Genomic DNA, 12929 nt, shown 5'->3' with positions numbered 1-12929 from the left:
GCTTGGCGGGTATCTCAATTGCCCTGGTTATTGCCGCCGCTGATTTCAGCAGGTACGTCTTCGCCTGCCGCACGTTTACGAAACAGCGCTGCGCGGGCCAGTAGCAAGGTGGTAACCGGCACGGTTATCGACAGCAGAATTGGGATCAGCCAGGCATGCACGATTGGCCCCTGCTTCAACCATGAAAAATACAGGATCGATGCCAGGCTCACGCACCAGGTGCCGATAGTTGAAGCCAGTGCAGGCGGGTGCATGCGTTGGAAGTAGTCTTTCAGCCGCACCAGGCCGATCGCACCAATCAGCGCGAACAGGCTGCCTGTCAGCAGTAATGCTGCGGTCGTGAGTTCGAGCCAGAACGGCAGTTGTAGAGCTTCGGTCATTCTATTACCTCACCGCGCAGGAGGAATTTGGCCAGGGCGAATGAGCCTACGAAGCCGAACAAGGCAATCAGCAGTGCGCCTTCGAAATAGGTATCGCTGGCATAGCGAATGCCCAGTACGAGCATCATCAACATGGCCAGGATGTACAGGTAATCCAGCGCCAGGACCCGGTCCTGAGCGGAAGGGCCGCGGAACAACCTGACCAAGGCCAGCGCCATGGCGATGGTGAAGATGAACAAGCTGGCGAGAATGGCGTTGGCGAGCAGGCCTGTCATTCGAATATCTCCATCAGCGGGCGTTCATAGGTGTGCTTGAAGTGTTCGATGAACTGCGCCTCATCACGCAGATCGAACACGTGCAGCAGCAGCATGCTGCGGTCCAGGGCAAGTTCTGACCAGACCGTGCCGGGCACCACCGTAGTGATCATCGACAGAGCGGCCAGGCCGTGTACATCGCGCAGTGCCAGTGGAATGTGGACGAATGCCGATCGTGGCGGCCGGCGCTTTGCCGACAGTACGCTGCGGGCAACGTGCAGGTTGGAGGTGATGACATCCAGGCCAACACGGCCGATCAGTTTGGCAACCACCCACGGCCGTTTCACGTGCGCATGTTGCGGGCGCAGTGGGGCCAGCAGGATGGGCGCGAGAATCGCCAGCAAGGCGCCGAGCAGAAGATTGCCTGGGCTGACCGAGAGATTCAGCAACAGCCACAACGCGAACAGCGCAATGGACAGCAGCGGAGCGGGTAACAGACGGTTCATGGCTGCACCTCGGTGTTGAAGGAGGTTGGGCCAGGAATCGGCATCGAGCTCATGACTGCCTCGATGTAGGCTTGCGGTGCCTGCAGGCTTGCAGCGGTGTCCTGGGTATAGCGCAGCAGCGGTTCGGCCCTGACGCTTAGGAACAGGCACAGGCCGAGCAGAATAGCGATCGGCAGGCACTCGTAGCGGCGCAGCAGCGGCGAAGGGCGCTCTTCGGGCTTCCAGAAGCGCTGGATGCCAACCCGGCCAAAGGCGATCAGTGACGCCATGCCGGAAAGCACCAATAACGCGACCAGGCACCAGCCTGCCGCCGACAGTGGCTGCTCCGGCGCAACGCCCAAGCCCAGCGGGTTGAACAGCGCGCTGATCAGGCTCAGCTTGCCGATAAAGCCCGACAGCGGCGGCATGCCGATGATCAACAGCGCGCAGGCAATAAAGCTCAAACCCAGGAATGCCATGGTCCACGGAATGATCTGACCGATTACCGCCTTCTGCTGATCGTCCAGGTTGATGCCCTTGGGTGGATGCAGAGACTCCAGCAGAGGCGGCGACAGGCCTTCGTCATCATCCAGCGGCGTCTCGTTGGCCGAGCGCGAGCGCTCGATCAATTCCGCCAGCAGGAACAACGCGCACAGGGCCAGGGTCGAGCTGACCAAATAGAACAGCGCGCTGCCGGTCAGAATTGGCTGGCCGAAACCTATCGCTGCCATCAAGGTGCCGGCTGAAACGAGAATGCTCAGCGCTGCCATGCGCTCCAGGCGCTGTGCGGCCAGAATCGACACGGCGGCGACCGCCAGGGTTGCCAGGCCGCCGTAGACCAGCCATTCGCCGCCAAAGTGCGCCGATGCGCCGGCTTGCCCGGAAAATAGCAACGTCCACAGCCGCAGCACGGCGTACAGGCCGACCTTGGTCATGATTGCGAATAGCGCGGCAACCGGTGCGCTCGCCGAGGAGTAGGCCGGTACCAGCCAGAAATTCAGCGGCCAGATCCCTGCCTTGGCCAGGAAGGCCATCGCCAGAATGGCTGCGCCGGCGTGCAGCAGGCCACGATCAGCCTCAGGTACCAGCGGGATCTTCAAGGCCAGGTCGGCCATGTTCAGCGTGCCGGTGACGCCATAGAGCATGGCTGCACCGACCAGAAACAGCGAAGAGGCGAACAGGTTGATGGCGATGTAGTGCAAGCCGGCTTTGACTCGAGCGCGACCTGAACCGTGCAGGAGCAGGCCATACGACGCTGCCAGCAGCACCTCGAAGAAGACGAACAGGTTGAACAGGTCGGCGGTGAGGAATGCGCCGTACAGGCCCATCAGCTGGATCTGGAACAACGCATGAAAACTCGCCCCGGCGCCGTCCCAGCGCGCCCGGGCGAACAGCAGGGCGCTGACGCCGATCACGCCGGTCAGGCTTAGCATCAATGCCGAGAGGTGGTCGACCACCAGCACGATGCCAAATGGGGCTGACCAGTTACCGGGCAAATAGACACCGATCGACTCGGCTTGGCCTTGGCTGCGCACCCAGTTCAGCAGGGTCAGCGCAATCGCCAGGCCGATGATGCTCGACAGCAGGTTGAGGTGGGCCTTGATCCGGCGATGTTTCTCACCCAGCAGCAACATTATCGCCGCTGTCACCAGCGGCAACAGGATTGGTGCGACGATCAATTGATTCATCCAGCTCATTCTTCACGCTCCCGGCCATCGACGTGGTCAGTGCCGGTCAGCCCGCGCGAGGCCAGCAGCACAACCAGGAACAACGCGGTCATGGCAAAGCTGATGACGATCGCGGTCAACACCAATGCTTGTGGCAATGGGTCTGTGTAGTGCAGCAAGTCTTGCGTCACGCCTTCCTTGATGATCGGCTCTTTGCCGATGAACAGGCTGCCCATGCTGAAGATGAACAGGTTGACCCCGTAGGACAGCAGGCACAGCCCCATGATCACCTGATAGGTACGTGGCCGCAGGATCAGCCAGACCCCGGACGCGGCCAAGACACCGATGGCTACTGCAATTACTTCTTCCATCAGGCGGCTCCTGTCTGGCTGGATTTCTGTGCGCTGCCTGGGCGATAGGCGCGCACTGATTGGTGGGCCAAGGCCGTCAGAATCAGCAAGGTCGAACCTACCACCACGCTGTAAACGCCGATGTCGAAGAACAGTGCACTGGCCACGTGCACGTCACCCAGCAACGGCAGGTGCAGGTGCGCGGTATGGGTGGTCAGGAACGGATAACCCAGCAGCATCGCGCCAGCGCCGGTAAGCGTTGCGCAGAGCAGGCCGGTACCCATCCAGCGCAGCGGCCGCAGGCTCATCTGCGCCTCCACCCATTGGGTGCCCGCCACCATGTACTGCAGGATGAACGCCACCGACATCACCAGGCCGGCGACGAAGCCACCCCCAGGTTGGTTGTGACCGCGCATGAACAGGTACATCGACACCATCAGGGCCACCGGCAGCAACAGCCGCACCAACGCCGCGGGCACCATCATGAAGCCCATTGCCGTGTCGGTGGCATGCCGCGGATTGATCAGGTCGGTAACCACATCCGGGGCCAGCTGGCGCTGCTGCGCCGGCAGTTGCATGCTTTCCTTGGGTGGGCGGAAGCGGCGCAGCAGGGCGAATACGGTCAACGCCACGGCAACCAGCACGGTGATCTCGCCGAGGGTATCGAAGCCGCGGAAGTCCACCAGCATCACGTTGACCACATTGGTCCCGCCGCCCTGGGGTAGTGCACGGCTCAAGTAGAACGAGGAGATATCGTTGGGCGTAGGCCGGGTCAGCATCGAGTAGGACAGCAGAGCCATTCCGCCACCGACCAACACGGCCAACAGCAGGTCACGCAGGCGGCGCAAGCGTGCTCGTTCCAGACTGCCGGGCAGAGGTGAGACACCTTCGATACGGCGTGGCAGCCAGCGCAGACCGAGCAGGATCAGTACCGTGGTAACGACTTCAACCGCCAGCTGAGTCAGGGCCAGGTCAGGCGCGGAGAACCAGACAAAGGTGATGCAGGTCATCAGGCCGCAGACGCTGACCATGGTCAGTGCCGCCAGACGATGATATTTGGCCTGCCAGGCAGCCCCGATGGCGCAGGCAATAGCAATCAGCCACAAGGCTACAAACACCCCGGAGCCAGGTATCTTGGGTCGATCACCCCAGCTCAGGCCGCTATACAGCAGCGGCGTCAGGCCAGCGATAAACGCCGCCAGCACGAGCATGAACAGTTGTTTCTGCAAGCGTCGGGTAGTCAGCGCTGCCTCCACGTGACGCGCGATCAGCATCAACCGGACCAGCCCATGTTCGAACAGGCGCTTGCCATTGAAGCGTTCGATCAGTGGCGGATACGGAAACCTGCCCAGGCGCAGTTGCTTGCGCAACAGCAGGTACAGCACCACGCCACCGCACATGGCCACCAGGCTCATGATCAGTGGCGCATTCCAGCCGTGCCAGATGGCCAGGCTGTACTCGGGCAGCGTGCCGCCGACCACCGGTAGCGCCGCTGCGGCGAGCAGGGGGCCGACCGATTGGGCCGGGAAGATCCCCACCACCAGGCAGGTCAGCACCAGCAGCTCGACCGGTGCCCGCATCCAGCGCGGTGGTTCGTGTGGGGTATGCGGCAGGTCCTGGGCAGGTGGGCCGAAGAATACGTCTACGGTAAAGCGCAGGGCGTAGGCAACGCTGAAGGTGCCCGCGAGGGTGGCGATGACTGGCAGCGTGGCTTCAACCCAGGCGGTAGAGGAAATGAACACCGTTTCGGCGAAGAACATTTCCTTGGACAAGAAGCCGTTCATCAACGGCACGCCGGCCATCGACGCACTGGCAACCATGGCCAGGGTCGCGGTGTAAGGGATCAGCCGCATCAACCCGCTGAGACGGCGGATATCGCGCGTTCCGCTCTCATGGTCGATGATGCCCGCGGCCATGAACAGCGACGCCTTGAAGGTCGCGTGGTTGAGGATGTGGAACACTGCTGCGACTGCCGCCAGCGGGCTGTTCAGGCCGAGCAGCAAGGTGATCAGGCCCAGGTGACTGATGGTCGAGTAGGCAAGCAGGCCCTTGAGGTCATTTTGAAACATCGCTGCGAAGGCGCCCAGAAGCAGGGTAATGGCACCCGCGCCGCCGACAATCCAGAACCATTCCTCGGTGCCAGCCAGAGTTGGCCACAGCCGAGCCATGAGGAACACGCCTGCCTTGACCATGGTTGCCGAGTGCAGATACGCCGAAACCGGAGTCGGCGCCGCCATGGCGTGGGGCAGCCAGAACTGGAATGGAAACTGCGCACTCTTGCTCAGCGCGCCAATCAGTATCAGCGGCAGCAATACTGGATACAGCGCATGCTGGCGAACGGTTTCCCCGGCAGCGAGCACTTTGTCCAGGTCATAGCTGCCGACCACATGGCCGAGCAGCAGGGCACCCACTAGCAGGCACAGGCCCCCGGCCCCGGTCACCATCAGCGCCATATAAGCGCCGCGGCGTGCATCAGCGCGGTGGTGCCAGTAACCGATCAGCAGGAACGAGAACAGACTGGTCAGTTCCCAGAAGAACACCAGCTGGATCAGATTGCCGGAAATCACCAGCCCGAGCATTGCGCCCATGAACGCCAGGAAAAACGCGAAGAAGCGCGGCACCGGGTCTTGCGGCGACATGTAGTAGCGCGCATATAGCGACACCAGCGTGCCTATGCCCAGTACCAGCAGCGAGAACAGCCAGGCGAAGCCGTCCATGCGCAGCACCAGATTCAAGCCCAGGCTTGGCAGCCACAGAAACTCCTCGCGGATTACTCCGCCGTGAGCGATCTGAGGGTAGAGCAGCGCTACCTGAACCGTGCCGATGAGGGCCACCAGCCCGGCGAGAATCGACTCGGCGTTCCTAGCGTTGTGCGGCAGGACGGCCGCCAGGCAACTGCCAACGAAGGGCAGAAGCAATAGCACTATCAATGACATAGCGACCTAATCTGGAGGAGTTTGGTAAGGATAATACGTGCCGAACGGTTGATCACCAACACGCAAGCTGTGCCAGAATCCTACAAATGGGGTGTGACAAGCAGTTTTTTTATAACAGCTTTTTACAAAGCATAGCTGTTCTTTTCTCGATTACTGGCTGGTTTCGCCGTCCACTGGCGCGTTATTTGCCTGCTGAGAATGGTCACTGCGGCGGATCTTCAGTTCGCTGACGACCACGGCGATCACGATCAGCAACCCGCCAAGCAACGCCATCCCGGGCAGACGCTCGCCGGCGAGGCGCCCGACTACGCCTGCCCACACCGGTTCGCCCGCATAGATCAGGGTTGCACGAGTGGGCGATACCGATTTTTGCGCCCAGTTCATGGCCACCTGAATGATCGCGCTCATCAGGCCCAGGCCGAGGGCGCTGGCCAGCAGTAGCCAGGAAAAATCAGGCAATGATTCTCTGGTCGGCAGGATCATCGCAAATGACAGCAGCGAGGCAGTGGCCAATTGCACCACCGTCACCCTGCGTACATCGACCTGGCCGGCATAGCGGCTGATCAGAATGATCTCTGCGGCGATTGCCACGGCGCTGACCAAAGTCAGCAGTTCGCCTTCACTGAAGTGCAGGCCCGCACTGCTGGGGCCGGCGAGCAGCATCAGGCCGACAAATGCCAGGCAAATGCCGATGCTTGGCATCAAACCGGGGCGTCTGCCCAGCACCAGCCACTGCAATAGTGGCACGAACGGTACGTAGAGCGCGGTGATGAATGCCGACTGGCTGCTGTTGATCGTCTGCAGGCCCATCGTCTGCAAACCGTAACCGAGCATGATGGTGATGCCGATCAAAACGCCGGCCTTGAGTTCGAGCATGGTCAGGCCCGCCAATGCTCTTGCTGAGACCAGGCCCACGAACACGGCTGCCGCAGCGAAGCGCAGGCCGACAAAGAACATCGGGCCGCTGACGCTCATGACGTTGTGCACGATGAGAAAAGTGCCGCCCCACAGCATGGTAATGAACACTAGCACCAGCTCTGCCTTGCTCAGGCGGAAACTGACAGTGGTCTTGGACTGACTGGGGGCTTGGTTCATGGTTGCACGCTCGACAGGGGCGGCGCACAATCGCCGCAAAGTGGGCAGTATACTGCGCAAGGCATACCGATGAGCAATATAGTGCACAAATCCTCGACGCACCGCGCTTCCGTGCTTCAGCACGTCAGTCAGAACATTCGCCAATTGCGTGGCGCGGCGGGTCTCAGCCAGAGTGCCCTGGCCGAGCGCTCCGGAGTCAGTCGGCGCATGCTGGTAGCCATCGAAGGTGGTGAGAAGAACGTCAGCCTGACCACCCTGGACTTGATCGCCGAGGCCTTGGGAGTCGCGTTCAGCCAGTTGATTCAGGCTCCGGAGCAGCGCGATCCGAGCCGTATTGAAGAGCTGGCATGGGCCGGCGAGCATCCCGGCAGCAAAGCCTTGTTACTGGGGAGTAGCCCGGCGCGGCGCGAGGTGGAGTTATGGGAGTGGACGCTGGCCCCTGGCGAATCCTACGCGAGCGAGGCAGATGCCGAAGGCTGGAGCGAGCAGATCTACATCGCCGAGGGTTGCTTGACGCTGATTATCGAAGGTCAGGCCCAGCAGTTGGCGACGGGGCAGTTCCACATCTTCGCCAGCAACCGCCGCTATGCCTATCGCAATGACGGCGAGCTGCCCGTGCGGTTCGTGCGCAATGTGGTGATCTGAAGCTCACTGCTGGTAGGTCGCCAGGCATTCTTCAGTGTTTTGCACCGTTGCGTAAGCGAATGCCAGTGAGGCCATGAACGCTGCATGCACCTGAGCGGCTGGCACTTCCTGGCCATTGAATTCCAGCGCTCGTGTGGCGCACGCATCATGGGCGACTGTGACGCTGTAGCCAAAATCGGCGGCAGCGCGCACTGCAGCATCGATGCACATGTGGCTCATGCTGCCGACAATCGTCATGGCTTGCACTGCATGCTCATCAAGCAGTTCTTTCAGGCCGGTCTCCTGGAAGGCATTGACCTGTTGTTTGAGCAGCAACGGCTCATCACCGAGGGGAGCAGCCTTGGGGTGAATTTCGGCTCCGGCTGAGCCCGGCGCAAAGAATGGCGCGTCGGCGCTGGCAAATTCATGGCGAACATGCACGATCAGGTCGCCGCGCTTGCGCGCTGCATTGAGCAGCAACGCTGCGTTGTCGGCGGCCGCATCAGCGCCGTCGAGGGACCACTTGCCTCCTGGAAAGTAGTCTTTCTGGATATCGATAACGACCAGTGCTTGTTTGCTCATGCTGCCTCCTGCGGCGGGTGCCAGGTTGAACACTAGTTATAGATGCGAATTGCCTGGCAGGTGCGATACCGAAACTTACAGCAATGTTGTTAGCGGCTCTGACGGATGCGGCCCAGGGCCGCCAAGCGCCAGATGATCGTGATTGTTGCGCAGCGGGCACTCCTTCAGCGACATGCAGCCGCAGCCTATGCAGCCGTCCAGTTGGTCGCGCAGCAGAGTCAACTCTGCGATGCGCTGGCTGAGATCGTCTCGCCACCCGGCCGACAGGCGCTGCCAGTCAGCTGCATTCGGGGTATGGTCCAGCGGCAGGCTGGATAGCGCTTTGGCGATGGTGGCTAGCGGGATGCCCAGACGCTGGGCCATCTTGATCACCGCCACCCGGCGCAGCATCGCACGCGGGTAGCGGCGTTGATTGCCGGCGTTGCGGCTGCTTTGGATCAACCCCTTGGTTTCGTAGAAGTGCAGGGCGGTAACCGCGACACCGCTGCGGCTGGCCAATTGGCCAACGCTGAGCTGGCGCTCGGCTTCCCTAGTAGGGGGGGCAGGCATGCTAATTAATCCTTGACCTTGACTTAACTCGAGGTTTTACCCTGCCGGCCATGATGACTGCAAGTACTGCATAAAGGAGATAGCCTGTGGCCGCTGCGATGCATTCCCTATGGTTTACCCAAATGATCGAATATGAAGTGCCGGCTAGCCGTCAGGCTGCTCTGGCCAACGCGCTGGTGTTGCGCAGCGAGCAACTGGCCACGCGCTGGCCGGCATTGCTGAGGGTAAGCGTTCAAGCCAGCGATGACGGCTGTCGGGTCCTGCAACATTTGCAGTGGCAGACCCGTGAACAGTGGCAAGCGGCCTGCGGCTATTTCACTGATGAGCCATTCCTCGAGCTGCTTCAGCAGCATCAGGCCAGAAGTGTCAACTTCGCCGCGTACCAAGCTGTGCGAAGTCTGGTACGCGGTAATGATGGCGGCCTGCATTGTGAGGTTGGCGCGGTCGCTGATAGCCAACGCTAATCATCTGTTACCTGTGCCGATTGCGAGTGACGGGAGGCTGCTCCATTATCAACGGCTTGATCGCCGATGAAGTCGCTATCGCAGGAGTGTGCATGACATGAATAGCCAGTCCCAGTTGCAGCAGAACGTGCCGACGCGTCTCGCCCGTGTGCGCGAGGTCATGGCCAGCGAAGGCGTGGACGCGCTGTTGGTGCCATCGGCAGACCCGCACCTGTCCGAGTACCTGCCGGGCCACTGGCAGGGTCGTCAGTGGCTGTCTGGTTTTCATGGTTCGGTGGGTACATTGGTGGTTCTGGCGGACTTCGCTGGGTTGTGGGTAGACAGCCGTTACTGGGAGCAGGCTGCAAACGAACTCGCCGGCAGCGGCATAGAATTGATGAAGCTGATGCCAGGTAGTGCGGGCCCGTTCGATTGGCTCGGCAGCAATCTTCAGCCGCAGGCGACGGTTGCCGTTGACGGCGCTGTGCTGTCCTTGACCGCGTCTCGGCAACTTCAGCAGAGTTTGCAGGCCAACGGAATACGGTTGGTGACTGACAAGGATTTGCTTGATCAGGTCTGGGGGACACGCCCGGCGCTGCCGGCTGCTCCAATCTACGAGCACTTGCCGCCCCAGGCCACAGCCACCCGAGCGGAAAAACTGGCCGCGCTGCGCAGCACCTTGAGCAGCAAAGGTGCCGATTGGCATTTCATTGCCACTCTGGATGATATCGCCTGGTTGTTCAATCTGCGTGGCAGTGATGTTTCCTATAACCCGGTGTTCGTCGCATTTGCATGGATTGGTCAGCAGCAGGCGGTGCTGTTCGTCGACCTGAACAAAGTCGATGCCCAACTGCGTCAGGCGCTGACGGCCGACGGTGTCGAGCTGCAGGACTACCACCAGACAGGGCGCTTGCTCGCCTCGATTACGGATGGCAGCACTGTGTTGATCGATCCGGCTCGGGTCACCTGTGGCCTGGTTGGTCGGCTCGGGGCTCAGGTGAAGCTGCTCGAGCAGATCAACCCGACGTCGTTGAGCAAGTCGCGCAAGAGCGATGCTGAACTGGCGCATGTTCGTCAGGTCATGGAGCAGGACGGGGCGGCGCTCTGCGAATTTTTTGCCTGGTTCGAGGCCAACCTTGGCAAGCAACAGATCACCGAGTTGACCATCGACGAGCGCCTGACTGCAGCGCGAGCGCAGCGACCTGGCTATGTTTCACTGAGCTTCTCGACCATTGCCGCTTTCAATGCCAATGGCGCCATGCCGCACTACCGTGCTACCGAGCAGTCCCATGCGGTAATCAAGGGCGACGGGCTGCTGTTGATCGATTCGGGCGGCCAGTACCTGGGCGGCACTACCGACATTACCCGGATGGTCCCGGTAGGTCAGCCGACCCGGGCACAGCGTGAGGATTGCACTCGCGTGCTCAAAGGCATGATCGCGTTGTCGCGAGCGAGTTTCCCGCGCGGCATCTTGTCTCCGTTGCTGGATGCAATTGCGCGGGCGCCGCTCTGGGCTGATCAGGTCGATTACGGCCATGGCACTGGCCACGGCGTCGGCTACTTCATGAATGTGCATGAAGGGCCGCAGGTCATTGCCTATCAGGCCCAGGCGTTGCCGCAAACGGCGATGCAGGAGGGCATGATCAGTTCGATCGAGCCTGGCACCTATCGCCCAGGCAAGTGGGGCGTACGGATCGAAAATCTGGTGGTCAATCGCGCTGCGGGCAAGAGCGAGTTCGGCGACTTCCTTGCGTTCGAGACTTTGACCCTATGTCCGATCGATATACGTTGCCTGCTGGTCGAACGGCTCAATGATGAGGAAAGGCGCTGGCTCAACCAGTATCACGCCCATGTCTGCGAGCGGCTGGCACCTCTGCTGGCGGGTTCTGCACTGCAGTGGTTGCGAGATCGTACGGTGGCTGTCTGAGTCTGCGCTCCAACGTAAAAAGGGCAGCCATTTGGCTACCCTTCAGCGTTATTACTTGCAGATGACGATCATGCTGCGGCTGGTATAGCCAGCCGGGTTGATTCCGAACAGGTAGTCACCCGGTTCTTCATCAGTATCGCCCGAGCGGGCCACTACTCTATAGCCGCGAGTGCTGCACGCACTGGCCGCCTTGGCATTGCACTTTTCCCACGAAGAGGAAAGGCCGGAGCAATTGATGTGTAAACCCTTTTTCCCGCGCTTGACTTCGGTCTGTGCGGTGGCGGCACACCCTGCGATGGCCATTACAGCCAGGATGAGCAAAATACGTTTCATGCCTGTCCTTAAATGTGGGGGCGACTGCATGCCTGCTCCCATCGTCCTCGCCTGATTCTTCCTGAATTTACCTCAGCGTCCGTGTTCGGCACAGTAGATAGCGTAGAGATTATGATTTTGTGACAGCTTAATCAGGCCTGCGGGTCGGTACAACCGCTAAACACGGCAAATGAAAATATTTCTCAATTCAGTCGGCGACGACCGCCGGTGTACGTTCCTTGCGCATTGTCAGCGTGGCTCCAGCAGAAGCGGTGATGATCGCAGCGATAGCCAGCCACTGCCCAGAGGTGAGCTTCTCGCCGAGGAATAGTAAGCCCGACAGCGCACCAAAGGCTGGCTCGATACTCATCAAAGTCCCGAACGTGCGCGCTGGCATTCGGGTCAATGCAACCATCTCCAGGCTGTAGGGGAGGGCCGTTGATAACACTGCCACGCCGAGGGCGATAGGCAGCAGTGCCGGGTTGAGGAGTGCGGTGCCTGCATGAATGACACCGATCGGCGCAACGAACAAGGCGGCGATCACGACACCGAGTGCGGCTGTCTGCACGCCGTGCTCGGCGCCGGCCTTTTGCCCATAAAGGATGTACAACGCCCAGCACACGCCGGCACCAAGTGCGTAGCTGGCGCCAACCAGGTCAACAGCGCTTGCACTTTGCCCAACTGGTATCAGCAAGAGCAAGCCTGCAATTGCCAGCGCAATCCAGAGAAAGTCGATGGCGCGGCGCGAGGCAAAAATGGCCACCGCTAGTGGACCTGTGAATTCCAGTGCCACGGCGATGCCCAGTGGCACTGTGCGCAGCGACATATAGAAGAGCAGGTTCATCCCGCCCAATGCCATCCCGTAGATCAGCACATTGCGCCAGCTGCTGCTGTCCATGCGTGCCCGCCATGGGCGCAGGATGAGCAGCATGATCACGCTGGCAAAAACCAGGCGCAGGGTGGTGGTGCCCTGGGCGCCGATCAAGGGGAACATTCCCTTGGCCAGGGATGCGCCTGACTGGATGGATGCCATGGCTATTAATAGCAGGCCAATCGGGAACAACGTGGTGGCCATGCTGCGGGGCGTGGTGCTCATGATTCGGCAGGGATCCTGTGGTGGGCGCGATGCGCACTATAGTGCGCAGGTTGCTCGATTTGTCGCAAGCACGCTGTGCAGAGTGATCTTTGATGTCAGGCGATGAATTAACGCTTGACGCATTCCTGTGAGCCCTTATAATGCGCCCCACTTCCAGCGTAGTTGGAACGGAAAACTCCTTGAGTTTCAAAGAGTTAGAAGTTTCAGAGGTGCTGCAAGGGCTTCGATC

Annotated in this window: 14 protein-coding genes; 3 read left to right on the top strand and 11 right to left on the bottom strand. The window is 60.6% G+C overall.

All coding sequences use genetic code 11. From position 1 onward, the window contains the following. Window positions 1-14: 14 nt before the first annotated feature. From M2396_RS18835 to M2396_RS18805, 7 genes are all read right to left on the bottom strand, one after another. A complete protein-coding gene (locus tag M2396_RS18835) occupies window positions 15-380 on the bottom strand; it encodes a Na+/H+ antiporter subunit G (protein WP_220633363.1) in 366 nt (121 codons plus the stop codon). Then, a complete protein-coding gene (locus M2396_RS18830; protein WP_101318314.1) occupies window positions 377-655 on the bottom strand; it encodes a K+/H+ antiporter subunit F in 279 nt (92 codons plus the stop codon). Before M2396_RS18830 ends, M2396_RS18835 begins: the two co-directional genes overlap by 4 nt. Further along, on the bottom strand, window positions 652-1140 hold the full coding sequence (locus tag M2396_RS18825; protein WP_150569654.1) for a Na+/H+ antiporter subunit E: 489 nt from the start codon (window positions 1138-1140) through the stop codon (window positions 652-654). The genes M2396_RS18830 and M2396_RS18825 overlap by 4 nt, the downstream gene beginning before the upstream one ends. Continuing rightward, window positions 1137-2816, bottom strand: a complete 1680-nt coding sequence (locus M2396_RS18820) for a monovalent cation/H+ antiporter subunit D (protein ID WP_103436804.1) — start codon at window positions 2814-2816, stop codon at window positions 1137-1139. Before M2396_RS18820 ends, M2396_RS18825 begins: the two co-directional genes overlap by 4 nt. After that, window positions 2813-3157, bottom strand: coding sequence for a Na+/H+ antiporter subunit C (locus M2396_RS18815; protein WP_043213881.1), 345 nt, complete (start codon window positions 3155-3157; stop codon window positions 2813-2815). The genes M2396_RS18820 and M2396_RS18815 overlap by 4 nt, the downstream gene beginning before the upstream one ends. Continuing rightward, the gene (locus tag M2396_RS18810) at window positions 3157-6072 is read right to left on the bottom strand and encodes a monovalent cation/H+ antiporter subunit A (RefSeq protein ID WP_150569652.1); all 2916 of its coding nucleotides are present in this window, start codon (window positions 6070-6072) and stop codon (window positions 3157-3159) included. Before M2396_RS18810 ends, M2396_RS18815 begins: the two co-directional genes overlap by 1 nt. Window positions 6073-6222: 150 nt before the next feature. Next, complete coding sequence (locus M2396_RS18805) at window positions 6223-7167, bottom strand: DMT family transporter (RefSeq protein ID WP_259077264.1); 945 nt, start codon at window positions 7165-7167, stop codon at window positions 6223-6225. An 81-nt stretch (window positions 7168-7248) separates the two neighbouring features. Between M2396_RS18805 and M2396_RS18800 the strand changes: the two genes are divergently transcribed. Further along, window positions 7249-7812 carry a helix-turn-helix domain-containing protein gene (locus M2396_RS18800; RefSeq protein WP_150569826.1) on the top strand — a complete coding sequence of 188 codons (564 nt, stop codon included), beginning with the start codon at window positions 7249-7251 and terminating at the stop codon, window positions 7810-7812. Between the two features lie 3 nt (window positions 7813-7815). On the opposite strand, the gene M2396_RS18795 is transcribed toward M2396_RS18800, so the two are convergent. Beyond that, window positions 7816-8373: a cysteine hydrolase family protein gene (locus M2396_RS18795; RefSeq protein ID WP_259077263.1), complete on the bottom strand. Its 558-nt coding sequence runs from the start codon at window positions 8371-8373 to the stop codon at window positions 7816-7818. 75 nt (window positions 8374-8448) lie between these two features. Continuing rightward, window positions 8449-8922, bottom strand: coding sequence for a redox-sensitive transcriptional activator SoxR (gene soxR / locus M2396_RS18790; protein WP_150569649.1), 474 nt, complete (start codon window positions 8920-8922; stop codon window positions 8449-8451). A gap of 122 nt (window positions 8923-9044) precedes the next feature. Here soxR and M2396_RS18785 point away from each other — a divergent pair, with 122 nt between their 5' ends. Together M2396_RS18785 and M2396_RS18780 are read left to right on the top strand one after the other, a co-directional pair. After that, on the top strand, window positions 9045-9386 hold the full coding sequence (locus M2396_RS18785) for an antibiotic biosynthesis monooxygenase (protein WP_262500026.1): 342 nt from the start codon (window positions 9045-9047) through the stop codon (window positions 9384-9386). 97 nt (window positions 9387-9483) lie between these two features. Next, entirely contained in the window at window positions 9484-11292 is a 1809-nt protein-coding gene (locus M2396_RS18780) for an aminopeptidase P family protein (RefSeq protein ID WP_188035687.1), read from the top strand. A 51-nt stretch (window positions 11293-11343) separates the two neighbouring features. Here the strand turns inward: M2396_RS18780 and M2396_RS18775 are convergent, their stop codons facing one another. Both M2396_RS18775 and rhtA read right to left on the bottom strand, forming a co-directional pair. Next, the gene (locus M2396_RS18775) at window positions 11344-11625 is read right to left on the bottom strand and encodes a hypothetical protein (protein ID WP_101318332.1); all 282 of its coding nucleotides are present in this window, start codon (window positions 11623-11625) and stop codon (window positions 11344-11346) included. A gap of 187 nt (window positions 11626-11812) precedes the next feature. Continuing rightward, on the bottom strand, window positions 11813-12700 hold the full coding sequence (gene rhtA, locus M2396_RS18770) for a threonine/homoserine exporter RhtA (RefSeq protein WP_188035688.1): 888 nt from the start codon (window positions 12698-12700) through the stop codon (window positions 11813-11815). Between the last annotated feature and the right edge of the window lie 229 nt (window positions 12701-12929).

The organism is Pseudomonas sp. BIGb0278, from assembly GCF_024809895.1.
GTDB lineage: Bacteria > Pseudomonadota > Gammaproteobacteria > Pseudomonadales > Pseudomonadaceae > Aquipseudomonas > Aquipseudomonas shirazensis.
This window is presented reverse-complemented; position numbering and strand designations above follow the sequence as displayed.